The sequence below is a fragment of the Paramuribaculum intestinale genome, assembly GCF_030759015.1.
In the GTDB taxonomy this organism is placed as follows: domain Bacteria; phylum Bacteroidota; class Bacteroidia; order Bacteroidales; family Muribaculaceae; genus Paramuribaculum; species Paramuribaculum intestinale.
This window is the reverse complement of sequence record NZ_CP098825.1, coordinates 2,402,096-2,418,491: the sequence shown is the minus strand read 5'-3', so window position 1 is coordinate 2,418,491 and position 16,396 is coordinate 2,402,096. Positions and strand designations below refer to the sequence as shown.

The window sequence follows — 16,396 nt, the reverse complement described above, 5'->3', positions numbered from 1 at the left end:
TTTCTAAGGTGTTGTCACGGCGCTCAGTGCACGTAGCGCTTGTAGATGTCGATCACTTTTTGTCCGGCTTTGTCCCAGGTGATTTTGTTCACTTCCTCGAGTCCGTCCTGCCGGAGCTGCTCATACATGGCCGGATAGGTGATGATGGAGTTCATGGCGTCGGCCATTGCGTCGATATCCCAGTAGTCGGTCTTGATCACGTTGTCGAGTATCTCGGCGCATCCGCTCTGCTTGGATATGATCGATGGGCATCCCATCTGCATGGCTTCGAGGGGCGAAATGCCGAACGGTTCGGAAACGGAGGGCATCACATAGACGTCGCTGGCCTTGAGCATCTCGTAGACCTGTTTGCCGCGCTGGAATCCGGGGAAGTGGAAGCGGTCGGCTATGCCGCGCTCGGCGGCGAGCTGTATCATCTTGTCCATCATGTCGCCTGAGCCTGCCATGACGAAGCGCACGTTGTGATTGTTCTTTAGCACTTTGGCGGCGGCTTCGACGAAGTATTCGGGGCCTTTCTGCATGGTGATGCGTCCGAGGAAGGTGATCACCTTGTCCTTCGACTTGTGTTCGGGCACGTCCTTCTGCTCGTCGGTGAGCGGTGTGACGGCGTTGTGGACGGTGGTCACTTTTGCGGGGTCAACTCCGTAGTTGTTGATGACGATGTCGCGTGTGTGGTTGCTGACGGTGATGATGTGGTCGGCGTGGTTCATGCCGTCCTTCTCTATGCCGAACACCGTCGGGTTGGGCTTGCCTCTGGAGCGGTCAAACTCGGTGGCGTGGACATGGATCACCATCGGCTTTCCGGTCACCTGCTTGGCGTGGATGCCTGCGGGATATGTCAGCCAGTCGTGGGAGTGGATTATGTCGAAGTCGAGCGTGCGGGCCACGACGCCTGCCACGATGGAGTAGTTGTTGATCTCCTCGAGGAGGTTGTCGGGGTAGCGTCCGGAGAATTCGAGCGCGCCGAGGTCGTTGGTGCGCATGTAGTTGAAGTCGGCGTAGATGTGGTCGCGCAGACGGAAGTAGAGGTCGGGATCCATCAGTCGGCCTATGCGCTGCTCGACGTAGTCGCGGTTGACGTCGCGCCATGCGATTGGCACCTGCGATGCGCCGATGATGTGGGCGAACGTCTTGTCTTCGTCGCCGAAGGGTTTGGGTATGACGAATGTGATGTCCATGTCGCCACACTCCCACATTCCTTTGGTGAGTCCGTAGCTGGCGGTGCCGAGTCCGCCGAGGATATGGGGCGGGAATTCCCACCCGAACATTAGAGCTTTCATGGAGCGTTGTAGGGTTTACAGATTGAATTTTTTGAGTGTGGTGAGCGTGCGGAGTATCTCGGCTATGTTGGTGACATGGCTGATGGCTCCTCGGCCGGAGAATGGCGGGTTGCCGTCGTAGAGCTGCGAGAGCGATCCGATGCACTGGTTGGTCATCTCGTCTTCGTAGCCGATGAGCATGCGGTCGAGATAGCCCACTCCGCTGACTCCGAACACGCGCAGATAGGCGTCGGCGTAGAATCCGAAGAGCCATGGGCGTGCGGGGCCGTTGTGGAGCGCCATCTCGCGTTCTTCAGGCGATCCGAGATAGAAGGGACGGTAGCCGAAGCTTTTCGGCGAGAGCGTGCGCAGTCCTTTGGGGGTGAGCAGCTCGCGGGTCACCACGTCGAGCACTCCCTTGCGCTGGCGGCGGTCGAGCGGCGAGTAGTCAAGTCCGATGGCCACGGCCATGTTGGGACGCACCGATGGATCGGCATACGTGCCGTTGACGTAGTCGTAGAGATAGCCGTAGTCGTTGAGGAAGGTGTCGATGAACGACTGTTTGAGCTTTTCGGCCGTCGACACCCAGAGCTGACGCTGCGGGGCGTCGGCCTCGGGCAGCTCTTCGGTGAGCGATGCGCACCACATCAGGGCGTTGTACCATAAGGCGTTGAATTCGACCATGTAGCCTGAACGCGGAACGAGCGGGCGTCCGTAGAGCGAGGCGTTCATCCAGGTGACCGGTGTGGCTGTGCCGATGGAGTAGACCAGGCCGTTATCCTCCACCCGCAGGTTGGGGTGGCGGTTGGAGATGATATATTCCATGATCTCCTTCACGAGCGGGAGATAGCGTTTGATGGTGTCGTCTTTGCCGTAGGCTTTGGCATATTGCTGCAGAGCCCAGATACACCAGAGCGGTATGTCGGGCAGGTCGATGCCTCCGATGCGCTGCGAGAGTTCGCCCGTGTTCATGAAGTGGACGAGCGCTTCCCGTCCGCTCTCCATGATGGCCTCGAAGTCTTCGCGGTGGTTGATGGCTATCGTGGCTCCGGGCAGTGCCATGAATGTGTTGCGGGCGAGTACTTTGCCCCAGGGATATCCCGAGAGCAGGAACATTCCGTCCTTGTCCTTGAAGTAGCACTGCTTGACGGCGTTTTTCAGACAGTTGAAGAACGAAGTGCGGCAGGTGCGGGTGGCTATCTCGGTCTCATACATCTTGCTGATGGAGCGTGGCGACACTTCGCTGACTCCGGCCGAGAATATGATCGATTCGCCTTTTTTTATCGGTATGTCGAAATATCCGGGCACCCACAGGTCCTCGGTGTAAGGCACGCCGCGCTCAAGATCCTTCAGATACTCGAAGCCGTTGTACCAGTTGGGCTGATAGTGCCATTCGGGTTTGTGGTTAAACTGCATGTAGAGCCTCGGATAGCCTTGGTAGAGGCAGCAGCTGACTCCGTTGGGGGCGTCGTCGACCTGGGTGTTGATGGCGTCGTTGGCCATTACCAGGGCGTTGGCTTCGCGGAACGCAAGCATCGGGCGGAAGCGGAGTGTCGTGGGTGAATGTGCCTCGACGAGGGTGTATCTTACGAGAATGCGGTTTTCATGGGATATGAACATCTTCTCCTTGGTGAGGATCACGCCGCCCACGCGGTAAGTGGTGCGGGGCACGCTCTCGCAGTCAAACTCGCGTATGTATTTGTGGCCGTTTGGACTGTATACGCCTCCGCTGTAGCGGTGGAGTCCGAGATTGAACTCCGCTCCATGCTGTATGACGGTGCAGTCGAGCGACGACAGCAGTACGTGTGACGAATTGCCCATCTCCGGGATGGGTATCACGAGCATGCCGTGCTGTTTGCGGGTGTTGCAGTCTACCACAGAAGTGCAATGATAAGCACCTGACTGATTGGTGCGGAGCATTTCCTTCATCAGACTCTGCTCCAGATTAATCATGAGGTTTTTATCAAATTTCAAGTAGCTCATGTTATTGTATTGTTAAGGTAAAAATTTCAAGGGTATGATTTATTGAGCGAATGTAGCCAATTTTTTGATGAAGTGCAAATTTTTCTTGAATTTTGGCTGAAAAAACCCTTTATTATGCCGTCGACGGGTAGCTGTGGCGTCATTTTGTCGCTTTTGTGCCGGCAAAGCAAGGCAGTGGGGCGGCCGGTAGCCGCCGCAGCTGAAAAGCTATCATCAGAGCGGTGACGATGGTGGCCATCACGTCGCTCGACGGAAACGAGAGCCAAACGCCGTCGAGTCCGAGCCGGTCGGGCAGCGTCAGCAGGAGCGGTATGAGGAATATCACCTGGCGGGTGAGGCTGAGGAATATCGACTTCCCGGCTTTGCCGATCGACTGGAAGAAAGTTGTGGCCACGATCTGGAAGCCGACCGCCCAGAATGCGAGCAGCGACAAAGAGAGCGCTCGCGAGGTGACCGCTATCAGTGTCGGGTCGGTGGTGAATGCGCGGGCTATGAGTCCGGGCCATAGCAGCCCGAAGGCGCATCCGGCGGTCACTATGGCTGTGGCGGCTCCGGTGGCGAGCCAGTAGCATCGCTTCAGACGACCGTAGAGTCCGGCGCCATAATTGTAGCCGAGGATCGGCTGCATGCCCTGGCACAGTCCCACGACCACCATCACCAGCAGCGACGTGTAGGTGGTGAATATTCCAGAGGCCGCCACGGCGTTGTCGCTTCCGTGGGTATAGAGCGAGGTGTTGACTATCACGTTGATGGCGCTTCCGGCCAGATTGACGAGGCTCGGGGCGGCTCCGATGCTTATGATGCCGGCGATTATGCGCCAGCGCAGCCGGTAGATGCCGCGGGTGAAGCGCAGTGTGCTGTCGCGGCGCATGAAGTGGGCCATGACGAATATCATGGAGCATGTCATGGCTATGTCGGTGGCTATGGCCGCTCCCTTTATGCCCCAGTCGAATACGAATATGAATATAGGGTCGAGGATCACGTTGATGCCCGCTCCGATAAACATCGTGAGCATGGCGCGGGCCGGATAGCCCGATGCCCGCATGATGTTGTTGAAGCTGAACGATATGTTCATCACCATCATGCCCGGCAGCAGGCAGACCATGAAATCGCGCGCGTAGGGTAGCGTGGCCGGGCTGGCTCCGAAAGCGAGCAATATGTCGTCGAGAAAAATCCGGAAGAGGGTCAGATATACCAGAGCGTTGACGACGATCAGCACCAGCGCGTTGCCGAGCACGAGCTGCGCGCCGCGCCGGTCGGAGGCTCCGAGCATTATTGAAACGCGCGCGGATGCGCCCGCGCCTATCAGCACTCCGATGGCCGTCGACACGTTCATGACCGGAAACGTGATGGCGAGTCCGGCGATGGCCTCGGTGCCCACGCCCTGGCCTATGAATATGCGGTCGATCACATTATAGAGCGAAGTCACCACCATGCCCACCACCGCCGGCAGGCTGTAGCGCCACAGCAGCCGGGCTATGCTGCCGGTGGCGAGTCGGTCGAGGTTGCCTTCGGTAGGCGTGTCGTGTTCCATTGCGTTGGCAAATTTACTGAAAAATGGCGAAATGTTTGGCGGTTAGCTGAAAAATTGCTTACTTTGCACTCTGATTTACGGGCCTGTATGCAAAAGGCGTCGGGAAATGATGCGCCCGGAGCCGATATGAGAGCGTCAAGGCCGCGGCGTAAATCCAACCGCTTCAAATAATTAACAACGACTAAATAACACAAAAAGCCATGTCACAGATTTGTCAAATCACGGGCAAGAAAGCAATGGTGGGCAACAATGTGTCGCATTCGAAGCGCCGCACCAAGCGCAAATTCAATGTCAACCTCTTCCGCAAGAAGTTCTTCTGGGTTGAGGAGCAGATGTGGATTCAGCTGACTCTCTCGGCAGCAGGACTCCGCACCATCAACAAGAAGGGCCTTGACGCCGCTATCAAGGAAGCTGCTCAGAAGGGTTATTTAACGGAAATCAAATATTTAGCATTTTAATCGACGATGGCAAAGAAAGCTAAAGGCAATCGCGTGCAGGTAATACTCGAATGCACCGAACACAAGGCCAGCGGGATGCCCGGCACTTCGCGCTACATCACCACAAAGAACCGCAAGAACACTACCGAGCGCCTCGAACTCAAAAAGTACAATCCGATCCTCAAGAAAGTGACTGTACATAAGGAAATCAAATAATCGTAACACCACCAGGATATGGCAAAGAAAACCGTCGCAAGCCTTCAGAAAGGCGAAGGACGCACCTACAGCAAAGTGATTCGCGTTGTGAAGTCGCCCAAGACAGGCGCCTACACATTCCAGGAACAGATGGTGCCCAACGACGCCGTGAAGGACGCTCTCAAGTAAGCATTCCCCTCACCACGCGTATATAAGACAACGCAATCCTGCGACCGACCTCCGCAATGGAGCAACGCAGGCCTGCGCACTGAATATAATCATAGAAGAGCGCTGAAAGTCAATCCGACTTCCGGCGCTCTTCCTGCGTATATGCGCCGCCGTGGAAATGGACAAGTGTTTCAGTCCCGTCGATGCTGTCGGGATAACGGGGGCATGGCAAAGATGTCGCGGATGCAAGCGGATGGCGAAAGCCGGAGAGGTACCATGGCAATGGGGATGATGCGGTAGACTCCGTCGTGTCGAGCTTACGCCGGGAGTGGATATGACAGACCCCGCCGGGACGCTTCGTGCGCGGCGGGGTCTGCTGTATGCGGTTTGTGGCGATAGCCTGTCAGAGGTAGCGGGCGAGCGACTGCTGCAGGGTGGTGATGTCGTCGACGCGCTCGGCGATCTCTCCGTTGGCCACGATAAACGTGGTGGGGAGCGCTGTCACATTGTATTTCAGAAGGTTTTCGGCCGACGCGGTCGATGGGTTGTAGACCGTGATCCAGGGCAGTGTTCTTGCAGCCTGTTTCCATACGTATTCGTCGGGGTCAACGCTGACCTGGTAGATGGTCATGCCGCGGTCGTGGAAAAGCTCGTAGGCCTTGTTGAGCTCGATATTGTAGGCCGGGGCTGCCTCGGCGCTGTAGACGGTGAAGTTGAGCACCACCACTTTGTTGGCGGCTGCGGCATCCGACAGTTTCTGCATCTGTCCCTTGTCGTCGTAGAGCGATATGTCGATCAGCGGCACCTCTTCGGCTGTGACGGTCTGGGTGGCCGATGGCTGGCGCGACGACAGGAACAGGCGCTTCAGATAGGCTGTGCGCGGGTCGTTGGGGCGATACTGGTCGAAGGCGTTGGCCACGGCTCCAATGATGCGTATGTCGGTTTTGTTGGTCGGATCGTAGAGGGGCTTGCCGTTGAGTTTCTTGTTGAGGATGTAGTACGACACTATTCCGGCCGGATCGGCAAGCATGATTTTGGCCAGTTCGCGCTTGAGCACACTGTCGGTCTGTATGCCTTGGCCGCTGTTGCCTGCAAGGGCGGCCATGAGCTGGCGGTCTACCGACATGAGGCGCTGCGCTGCGTCGCTGCCGTCGAGCGTGTACTCCTTGTCGAAAGCGTCGGCGCGGCTCACCACGGTGACCGTCTCAATGCTGTCGATCGGGAAATAAAGGGTCTTGTCGGCCAGACGCAGGCGATAGATGTCGGGGTATCCGGCCGCCTTGTGCGATATGGTGAAGTTGCCCGATTTTGGGAGTTTCACGGAGTCGAGAGCATACCAGCGTCCGTTGGTCGACGCTTCAAGCAGGAGTGTCTGATCGTCGGCGCCCTCGATCTGGCCATTGACGGTCCACTCGTTTTTGCCCGTGCAGGCGGTCATGAGAGCCGCTGTAGCCATAAGGGCTATGCCATGTATTATTTTCATCATTGATATGGAATGTGTCTTTTGTTTCTCGAAATGTTATTTTCTGCAAATTTAGCTATAAATCACGAAATGTCGGCACCCCGCGCCTCAAAAAACGCATCGGACGTTTATCGTTTTATATATTGTTTCATATTGTTTTCGACATGCATGCCGCCTCGGCGGCGGGCGTGATGGGCGCGGTCGTGGAGGGTCTGTCGGCAGCGATCTGAACGTTGTGATGTCTGAGCCGTAGGGCGGCGGAGCAAAATTGGAAAAAATTGCTTAAATTTGCGGTAACGTATGCTGGCGTTTGTCGGTGGCGGTGTGTGACGTGCGTCGCTGCCGACTGACGTTCAGGTAGTTTTGCTTATCACAGATCTGTTGCAATGGATTCTACGACTTTCCTGTTTATAATAGAGATGATCGGCACTGCGGCCGCCGCCATAAGCGGCATCCGTCTGGCAGCCAACAAGAGCTTCGACTGGTTCGGAGCCTATACCGTCGGTCTGGTGACAGCCATCGGAGGCGGAACCCTCCGCGATGTGCTCCTCGATATCCCGCTGTTCTGGATGCAGTCGGCATGGTATCTTGCCGTGACAGCCATGTCGCTTGCCACGGTGATAATGTTGCGCCGGCAGCTCGTCAGATCCGACCGGATACTGTTTATATTCGACTCGATCGGTTTGGCTCTGTTCTGTGTCATAGGCATACAGAAGACCCTTGCCGCAGGCTATCCCATGTGGGGGGCGGCGGTGATGGGGGTCATCACGGGTGCTTTCGGCGGAGTGCTCCGCGACATACTCATCAATGAGGCGCCGCTGATATTCAGCAAGGATATATATGCCACGGCATGTCTGGCCGGGGCGCTGGTCTACTGGCTTGTGATGCTGCTCGGAGGAGGCTACGTGTGCCAGGGACTGGCATGTGCGGCCACCGTCATACTGCTCCGTGTGCTCGCCTTGCGCTACAATCTCGCGCTCCCCTCCCTGTCGGCAATACCTGTCAACAACAATAAATAATCGCGAAATGAGAATCAAAAGTCTGTTAGTGGCGGCTGCACTTATGGCCGCAGTGATGCCGGCGGGCGCCAAGCGTATTGCCGACCATGTGATTCTTATCGGTCTTGACGGATGGGGCGCCTACAGTGTGGAACGCGCCGATATGCCGCGCGTGAAGGCTGAGATGGAGCGCGGAAGCTGGACTCTGGCCAAGCGTTCGGTGTTCCCCTCGTCGAGCGCTCCCAACTGGGTGTCGATGTTCATGGGAGCGGGGCCGGAGCTGCACTGCTACACCGAATGGGGTTCGCAGACGCCTGAATTCCCTTCGCGACTGATCGGCGACAACGGCATATTCCCAACTGTGTTTCAGATCGCACGCCGGCAGATGCCGCAGGCCGAGATCGGATGTCTTTATGAGTGGGACGGCATAAAGCATCTTGTAGACACTCTCTCGCTGAGCTATCACGCCCTTGCTCCCGACTATGAGCGCAATCCCGAATTGCTCGCCGACATGGCAGCGGGGTATATAAAGACAAAAAAACCGGTGCTGGCGGCCATCTGCTTCGACAATCCCGACCATTCGGGTCATACCGACGGACATGACACTCCGGGCTATTACGCCACACTGGCGCAGCTCGACGTGTATGTGGGCCGTGTCATCGACGCTCTCAAGGAGGCCGGCATCTATGAAAACACGGCTATCATACTCACATCCGACCATGGCGGTATCGACAAGGGTCACGGCGGACGCACCATGATGGAGATGGAAACCCCCTTCATCATTTCCGGCATGGGAGTGAAGAAAGCCGGGGAGTTCAAGGAGAGCATGATGCAGTATGACGTTGCCTCGACCATCGCATGTCTGCTCGGACTGGAACAGCCCCAGGTATGGGTGGGCCGCCCGATGAAGCAGGTGCTCGAAACCGAGTGATCAGGAGATACCATTGATTTTATGGAATAAGGCCTATGGGACCGCTTGATCCTATAGGCCTTTGCTGTATTTCCCGGTGTCGCTGTGCTCAGCGCTTGCGGGAGCGCATCCAGGCGTTGAGGCCTGTGGCCTCGTTGAGCTGCTGCAGTGTGATGTGCATGCGGTAGTTCCACGGATTGTGAGGATCGGCCGGATCGTTGATCTGTTCCGCGGCGGGATCCTCGCGGTGGAGCGCAGTGTCGTCGGCGGTGGCCAGCCAGTCCTGCAACGGTAGGATGACGAGCATCGACGGCGACTGCAGATGCATATCCACTATGCGGCGCGCCGTGTCGGGTTGGAGTATGCCGGGGGCTTCGCCCGACTCCCGGAGCACGCCGGTCCAGTAGCGCTGTGCGCGCTGGCGGTCCTGCTGCCACCAGAGCCGTAGCGGCGGCATGTCGTGGGTGGAGGTGGTGGCCACCGATGTGTAGGGGTATGAGGCCGTGTCGGCAAACTCGCGGTCGACGGCGTCGGGCATCCGCTGCACTTTAAGCGACAGGATGCGGAGCCGGTGGAGCACGTCGGGCACGCATGCCGGTATCATGCCGAGATCCTCTGCGCACGTGAGCATCGGGGTTGCGTCGATCAGCGGCGGCAGTTTCCATAGTGCCTGACGGCGCCAGAAGTCATCGTTGCGCACATAGTAGAAGTCGTGGTAGAGTGCGTCGTAGGCGCGTCGCTGCTCCTCGCTGAGAGCGCGGTAGGCGGCAGTGTGCGATCCGTCGATGCGCGGATGATAGGCTTCGGGCCGCTCGCTGTCGGGCAGAAACAGCACGTCGTCGATCAGCCCGAGCAGACGTTCGCGCATTGCGGCGTCGGGTCGTTCCTCGCAGGGCAGAGCATGGAAGTGGCAGAGCATGTCGCGCTGGGTCTGGAATCCCTGGCGCAGCAGATAGTGGCCCTGAGCCTGCGGGTCGGGCATGAGATATTGCTCGCGTATGTCGCCGGTGTATGCGCCGAACGTGTCGGACAGCACGCTGTCGGTGATCCATGGCGTGGCGTGGAGATGTTCGTCGAAGCCGAAGTTGTAGCTGTCGCGCATCTCGGCGGGTGTCAGCGGCAGTGCGGGGCTGAAAGTGCCGAGCAGGCCGTGGGTCTGCTGCGACGGAATCTGCCAGATGCGGAAAAATCCGAGTATATGGTCTATGCGGTAGGCGTCGAAGTAGTCGGCCATCTTGCCGAACCGTGCGCGCCACCACGCGAATCCGTCGCGGGCCATCGCCTGCCAGTTGTAGGTGGGGAATCCCCAGTTCTGACCCAGGCGGGCAAAGGGGTCGGGCGGTGCTCCGGCCGAGGTGTCGAGATTGAAGAGCTGGGGCCATTGCCATGCGTCGACGCTCGTGGGCGATATTCCGATAGGTATGTCGCCCTTGAGGCATATCCCTTTGAGGTGGCAGTAGTCGCGCACGTGGCGCAGCTGCCGGTCGAGATGATACTGCACGAAGTAGTGCAGGCCGATTTCCCGCTCGTGTTGTTTTGCGAGGCGCTTTATGAGTGTGGGGTGAAACCGTGCGTATTCGCCCCACTGGCGGTAGTCGGGCGTGTGGTGCAGGTCGCGCAGGGTGCAGTAGGCGGCGTATGGGAGCAGCCATGTGGAGTTGCGGCTCACGAAGTCGCGGTATTCGGCTGTGGCGCGGGTGGCTTCCCCCTCCATCTCGTAGAGCCGGCGGGCGTAATCGAGTTTCAGCCGCAGCGCTCCGGCGTAGTCGGCGGCCGGGAGTGCGTTGAGCGTGGCGGCGCGGCGGCGCATTTCAGCGGTGGCTTCCGCATCGTTGAGCGATCCCATGGCCTCCGGCCGGAGATACACCGGATTGAGCGCGAATGTCGATATGGCGTTGTAGGGATATGCGTCGCCGGCGTCATACGCCTTTGTGGTGTCGTTGACCGGGAGTATCTGTATGATGCTCTGTCCGGTGGCGGCGGCCCAGTCGGCCAGTGGCATCAGGTCGTAGAAGTCGCCTATGCCGTAGTCGTCGGGCGAACGCAGGGAAAATACCGGCACGGCGGTGCCCGATGCTTTCCAGAGCGGCATCGGGTCGGTGTAGGGGGAAAGCTCTACGATCCGGCTGAAGCTGTCGCTGTCGGGGGCGTCGGGCAAGCGGAGATTGTCGCCCGCGGGCCATGCGACGGATGCATCGCGCCCTATGGATATGATCTTGAACTCTGCACTGCGTGCCTGCTCTGCCGTGAGGTCGAGCGTGGCGCGCCATAGCGGAAACGATGAGTCGTCGAGCGGCAGGGCGGATTCGGGATTCCACCGGCCGAGCTGCGGCAGATTGCCCGATATGGCCAGGCGCCGCGACGGATCGATGGTTGGAGCCTCTATGGTCAGGGTGAGGTTGCCCGCCATGTCGTTGCGGGGGTGTGTCGGACGCCGGTTGACGACGTCGCGCAGCAGCGAGGAGTAGAACGGGGCGTCGGCCGGACGGTCGTGCCACCGGTCTTCGACCGACAGCGGCCCTCCCTGCAGCGCTATGGTGCGTGGCAAGCCCCATTCGGTGCGCACCGGCAGGCTGACGCCGTCGCACATCAGCAGGTAGGAGTAGCTCAGCGAGGCCGGAGCTTCGATTTCGGCTTCGGCCGTCCAGTGGCCGTCGCCGGTGTGGGTCATGATGAGTGCGGCGCCGGGGGAACCGTTGCCCAGTGCGGGGCAGTTGCCGCTGACAGCTATCTGCTCGCCCCACCGGGTGTGGTAGTGGATGTGGAATCTTACTTTCATGGCCTCATCCGCATTTAGAGGTGCCGCACGATGTGCATATCAGGCAGCCTTCCTGATAGATGAGGGTTTCCTGGCCGCAGTTGGGGCAGGTCTGACCCGAGGCTTTCATGCCGTTGGGGAGATATTTCTTCAGGGCGCGTTCCACACCCATTTTCCATGTGTTGATCGACTGTGAGTTGAGCTCCAGTCCGCCGACGAGTTTGATCACCTGGTCGATAGGCATGTCGTAGCGCAGCACGCCCGATATCAGTTTGGCGTAGTTCCAGTATTCGGGATTGAACTTGTCCGACAGTCCCTCGATTGTGGTCTTGTAGCCGCGCTTGTTGATAAACTGGAAGTCGTAGCGCTTGTTGCCCTTTTCGTCGACAGCCTTTATGATCTTGCCTTTGGTCACCGACTTGGGGCAGAAAATGCCGTCATCGTCGTCGGCCAGGCCGGTGAATATCTCGTAGGGGCGTCCGTTCATCAGACCCACGAAGGCGATCCATTTTTCTTTGTTGTTCTGGAATCTCACCACGTCGGCCTCCAGCTCCATCGGGCGCTTGGCCGCGTGGGGCACATGTGTGGCAGCTCCCGCCGTGTCTTTCTTTTTGTCGATGGATACGAGCACACCCGATCGCGAGCCGTCGCGGTAGACGGTGCATCCCTTGCATCCCGAGCGCCATGCCTCTACGTAAAGCTGGTTGACGAGGCTCTCGCTCACGTCCGACGGCAGATTGATGGTCACCGATATGCTGTGGTCCACCCACTTCTGGATGCGTCCCTGCATCCTCACCTTCTCAAGCCAGTCGACATCGTTCGAAGTCGCCTTCCAGTAGGGCGAGCGGACCGTTATTTCGTCGAGCTGCTCCTGTGTGTAGTCCTGACGCACCTCTATGCCGGCGGCCTGCATCCATGTGAGGAATTTGGGATGATACACGATGTATTCCTCGAAGGCGTCACCGCTGTCGTCGACGAAGTCCACCCTGACGTCGGTGTCGTTGGGGTTCACCTTGCGGCGGCGCTTGTAGACGGGCATGAACACCGGCTCGATGCCCGATGTGGTCTGCGTCATGAGGCTTGTGGTGCCTGTGGGCGCTATGGTCAGGCATGCTATGTTGCGCCGTCCGTGCTTGGCCATGTCGGCGTAGAGCTGCGGATCGGCCTCTTTCAGGCGCATTATGTAGGGGTTGTTTTTCTCGCGTTCGGTGTCGTAGATCTCGAATGCTCCGCGCTGGCGGGCCAGTTCCACCGATGCGCGGTAGGCGGCCAGGGCGAGCGAGCGGTGCACGAGTTCGGAGAAGTCGGTCGCTTCAGGGGTGCCGTAGCGCAGACCCAGCGCGGCGAGCATGTCGCCTTCGCCGGTGGTGCCCACTCCGGTGCGTCGGCCCATGAGGGTCTTGCGGCGTATCTTCTGCCACAGGGCAAGCTCGGTCTGCTTCACCTCGGCTGTTTCGGGGTCTGATGCGATCTTCTCGATTATGGCGTCGATCTTCTCGGCCTCAAGGTCGATTATGTCGTCCATGATGCGCTGTGCGGCGCCCACGTGTGCCGCAAACTTGTCGAAGTCGAATCGTGCGTGGTCGGTGAACGGGCCGTCGACATACGAGTAGAGGTTGATGGCCAGCAGGCGGCAGCTGTCGTAGGGGCAGAGGGGTATCTCTCCGCATGGATTGGTGGAGATGGTGCGGAAGCCGAGGTCGGCATAGCAGTCGGGCACCGACTCGCGTATGATGGTGTCCCAGAAGAGCACTCCCGGCTCGGCCGATTTCCAGGCGTTGTGCACTATCTTGTTCCAGAGCCGGGCGGCATCCACCTGATGTGTAATCTCCGGATCGGGGGAGTCGGTGGGGAAGCTCTGGCAATAGGTGGTGCCGTCGATGGCGGCCTGCATGAAGGCGTCGTCGATGCGCACCGACACGTTGGCGCCGGTCACCTTGCCTTCGGTCATCTTGGCGTCGATGAATTTCTCCGAGTCGGGATGCTTGATGCTGACAGTCAGCATCAGGGCGCCGCGTCGGCCGTCCTGGGCCACCTCGCGGGTGGAGTTGCTGTAGCGTTCCATGAACGGCACGAGACCCGTCGAGGTCAGCGCCGAGTTTTTCACCGGCGTGCCCTTGGGACGTATGTGGGTGAGGTCGTGTCCGACACCGCCGCGGCGTTTCATGAGCTGCACCTGCTCCTCGTCGATCTTGATGACGCCGCCGTAGCTGTCGGGATTGCCGTCGAGGCCTATCACGAAGCAGTTGCTCAGCGATGCCACCTGATAGTTGTTGCCGATGCCTGTCATGGGGCTGCCCTGGGGCACTATGTAGCGGAAATGGTCGAGAAGTTCGGTCACGCGCTCGTGCTGCATCGGCTCGGGATATTTGTTCTCGATGCGCACGATCTCGTCGGCCAGACGACGGTGCATGTCGGCCGGAGTGCGTTCATAGATATTGCCGTAGGAGTCTTTGAGCGCATATTTGCTGACCCATACGCGGGCGGCAAGCTCATCGCCGCCGAAATATTCAAGGGTGGCCTCATAGGCCTCGTCGTAGGTGTAGGTGTTCTTTTCCACTGCTTGAGGGGGTTGTGTTTTTTAGGTCTGCAAAGTTACGAAATAATTGAGTAACTTTGCAGACAAAAAGATGCTTATGCCTACAGATACATTTTTCACACGGCGCCGCACTGTGCGCCGTTATTCCGACCGTCAGCTGTCCGACGACACTCTGCGCGAGCTGTTCGAAGAGGCTTCCCATGCCCCCACCACCGGCAATATGCAGCTCTATTCGGCGGTGGTCACGCGGTCGGCCGAAATGAAGCGCCGGCTGGCTCCGATGCACTTCGGGCAGCCGCAGCTTCAGGGATGTCAGGCGGCGGTCACGGTGTGCGCCGATCTGCGCCGCTTCACGCGCTGGTGTGAGATTTCCGGCGCCGAAGCCGGATTCGACAATCTGCAGATGTTTTTCGCCGGTGTGCTCGATGCGGCGATGTTCGCACAGCAGCTGTGCACGGCGGCCGAAGGCCGCGGGCTGGGCACATGCTATCTCGGCACCACTACCTATAATGCTCCCGAAATAGCCGAGGCTCTGTCGCTGCCGCAGCTCGTGGTGCCCGTCACCACGGTGACCGTCGGCTATCCCGACGAGTGTCCCGCCGATCCCGGACGCCTGCCTGTCGAGGCCATAATGCATCAGGAGAGCTACGAGGACTTCTCCGATTCCCGTCTCCGCGAACTGTATGCTGCCAAGGAGGCCCGCGAGGATTCGCGGCGGTTCGTCGAGGAAAACTCGCTTGAGAATCTCGCGCAGGTATTCGCCCGGGTGCGCTATCCGCGGGAGTCTAACGAACGCTTCTCGGAGTCGTTTGCGGCTTTTATACGCAAGGCCGGCATCAATTTCTGAACATCACTAACGCACATACACCGACAATGAAACGTCAGGATTTTGAAATAATGGCGCCCGTGGGTTCCTATGAGTCGCTTCAGGCGGCCATCAGGGCCGGAGCCGACGCCGTCTACTTCGGAGTGGAGGGGCTCAACATGCGTTCGCGGTCGAGCGCCAATTTCACTCTCGACGATCTCCGCCGCATAGCATCGCTCTGCTCTCATGCGGGGGTGAAGACATATCTTACCGTCAACACTATCATCTACGACGACGACATACCGCTGCTCCACGATATTGTCGACGCTGCGGCCCAGGCGGGCATCTCGGCCATAATTGCGGCCGATCCGGCGGCCATATCCTGCGCCCGGAGCAAGGGCGTGGAGGTGCATATCTCCACGCAGGCCAATATTTCCAACATCGAGGCGGTGGAGATGTATGCGCAGTGGGCCGACGTTGTCGTTCTCGCCCGTGAACTGTCGCTCGACCGCGTGGAGGCCATCTACCGCGAGATCTGCTCGCGACCTGTGCTCGGCCCGTCGGGCAAGCCGGTGCGTATCGAGATGTTCTGCCACGGGGCGCTCTGCATGGCTGTCAGCGGCAAGTGCTACCTGAGCCTGCATGAGATGAATTCGTCGGCCAACCGGGGGGCATGCACCCAGATATGCCGCCGGTCATACACGGTCACCGACCGCGAGACAGGCGACCAGCTCGACATCGAAAACCAGTATATCATGTCGCCCAAGGATCTGTGTACGATCGGCTTTCTCGACCGTCTGGCCGATGCGGGCGTGAGGGTGCTGAAAATCGAGGGACGCGCCCGCGGACCCGAATACGTGGCCACCGTGGTCAGTGCCTACGACCGCGCGCTGCGCGCGCTGTGCGGCGAGGGAGTCTACGACCGGACGCTGGTCGACTCTCTGACAGCCGATCTCCGCAAGGTGTTCAACCGCGATTTCTGGGACGGCTATTATCTCGGCCGGCGTCTGGGAGAGTGGTCGGGCAAGTATGGTTCGTCGGCCACGCGTGTCAAGCATTATGCGGCCAAGGCGGTGAAGTGGTTCCCGCGCATCGGTGTAGGGGAGTTCATAATGGAGGCAGGCGAGCTGTGTGTCGGCGACGAGATCGTCATCACCGGGCCTGCCACGGGAGCGCTGATCACCACCGTGAGCGAGATCCGCGTCGATCTCCGGCCGGTCGATAAAACGGTCAAGGGAGAGGCATTCTCCATCCCTCTCCCTTCCCGTGTCAGGCCTTCCGACCGTCTGTATGTATGGCGTCAAACCGCTATGGCTGCGGCCAGCGGCGAAAAGTGACACCTGTCGAT

General features: G+C 59.0%; 13 protein-coding genes. 7 read left to right on the top strand and 6 right to left on the bottom strand.

Features of this window, described 5'->3' with window-relative positions:
- Window positions 1-23 precede the first annotated feature (23 nt).
- From NF347_RS10855 to NF347_RS10845, 3 genes are all read right to left on the bottom strand, one after another.
- Window positions 24-1,280, bottom strand: coding sequence for a glycosyltransferase family 4 protein (locus NF347_RS10855; RefSeq protein WP_107035030.1), 1,257 nt, complete (start codon window positions 1,278-1,280; stop codon window positions 24-26).
- Between the two features lie 15 nt (window positions 1,281-1,295).
- On the bottom strand, window positions 1,296-3,242 hold the full coding sequence (locus NF347_RS10850) for a glycogen debranching enzyme N-terminal domain-containing protein (RefSeq protein WP_107681345.1): 1,947 nt from the start codon (window positions 3,240-3,242) through the stop codon (window positions 1,296-1,298).
- A gap of 139 nt (window positions 3,243-3,381) precedes the next feature.
- Window positions 3,382-4,776, bottom strand: coding sequence for an MATE family efflux transporter (locus NF347_RS10845; protein ID WP_123548887.1), 1,395 nt, complete (start codon window positions 4,774-4,776; stop codon window positions 3,382-3,384).
- 200 nt (window positions 4,777-4,976) lie between these two features.
- Between NF347_RS10845 and rpmB the strand changes: the two genes are divergently transcribed.
- From rpmB to NF347_RS10830, 3 genes are read left to right on the top strand one after another with little or no spacing between them, the layout of a single operon-like run.
- The gene (gene rpmB / locus NF347_RS10840) at window positions 4,977-5,234 is read left to right on the top strand and encodes a 50S ribosomal protein L28 (RefSeq protein WP_107035033.1); all 258 of its coding nucleotides are present in this window, start codon (window positions 4,977-4,979) and stop codon (window positions 5,232-5,234) included.
- Between the two features lie 6 nt (window positions 5,235-5,240).
- Entirely contained in the window at window positions 5,241-5,429 is a 189-nt protein-coding gene (gene rpmG, locus NF347_RS10835; protein WP_107033239.1) for a 50S ribosomal protein L33, read from the top strand.
- Between the two features lie 18 nt (window positions 5,430-5,447).
- Entirely contained in the window at window positions 5,448-5,597 is a 150-nt protein-coding gene (locus NF347_RS10830) for a DUF4295 domain-containing protein (protein ID WP_107035034.1), read from the top strand.
- Window positions 5,598-5,979: 382 nt separating this feature from the next.
- Here NF347_RS10830 and NF347_RS10825 read toward each other — a convergent pair whose 3' ends face one another.
- On the bottom strand, window positions 5,980-7,062 hold the full coding sequence (locus NF347_RS10825; protein ID WP_107035035.1) for a redoxin domain-containing protein: 1,083 nt from the start codon (window positions 7,060-7,062) through the stop codon (window positions 5,980-5,982).
- Between the two features lie 362 nt (window positions 7,063-7,424).
- On the opposite strand from NF347_RS10825, the gene NF347_RS10820 reads away from it, so the two are divergent.
- Together NF347_RS10820 and NF347_RS10815 are read left to right on the top strand one after the other, a co-directional pair.
- A complete protein-coding gene (locus NF347_RS10820; protein WP_107681781.1) occupies window positions 7,425-8,057 on the top strand; it encodes a trimeric intracellular cation channel family protein in 633 nt (210 codons plus the stop codon).
- 43 nt (window positions 8,058-8,100) lie between these two features.
- Window positions 8,101-8,967 (top strand): alkaline phosphatase, encoded by an 867-nt coding sequence (locus tag NF347_RS10815; protein WP_371131558.1) that lies wholly within the window; start codon window positions 8,101-8,103, stop codon window positions 8,965-8,967.
- 88 nt (window positions 8,968-9,055) lie between these two features.
- On the opposite strand, the gene NF347_RS10810 is transcribed toward NF347_RS10815, so the two are convergent.
- Both NF347_RS10810 and NF347_RS10805 read right to left on the bottom strand, forming a co-directional pair.
- Window positions 9,056-11,725 carry a 4-alpha-glucanotransferase gene (locus NF347_RS10810; RefSeq protein ID WP_107035038.1) on the bottom strand — a complete coding sequence of 890 codons (2,670 nt, stop codon included), beginning with the start codon at window positions 11,723-11,725 and terminating at the stop codon, window positions 9,056-9,058.
- 4 nt (window positions 11,726-11,729) lie between these two features.
- On the bottom strand, window positions 11,730-14,264 hold the full coding sequence (locus tag NF347_RS10805) for an adenosylcobalamin-dependent ribonucleoside-diphosphate reductase (protein ID WP_107035039.1): 2,535 nt from the start codon (window positions 14,262-14,264) through the stop codon (window positions 11,730-11,732).
- Between the two features lie 76 nt (window positions 14,265-14,340).
- On the opposite strand from NF347_RS10805, the gene NF347_RS10800 reads away from it, so the two are divergent.
- Entirely contained in the window at window positions 14,341-15,090 is a 750-nt protein-coding gene (locus tag NF347_RS10800; protein ID WP_107035077.1) for a nitroreductase family protein, read from the top strand.
- Window positions 15,091-15,116: 26 nt separating this feature from the next.
- Window positions 15,117-16,385 (top strand): peptidase U32 family protein, encoded by a 1,269-nt coding sequence (locus NF347_RS10795; RefSeq protein WP_107035040.1) that lies wholly within the window; start codon window positions 15,117-15,119, stop codon window positions 16,383-16,385.
- Window positions 16,386-16,396: the final 11 nt, after the last annotated feature.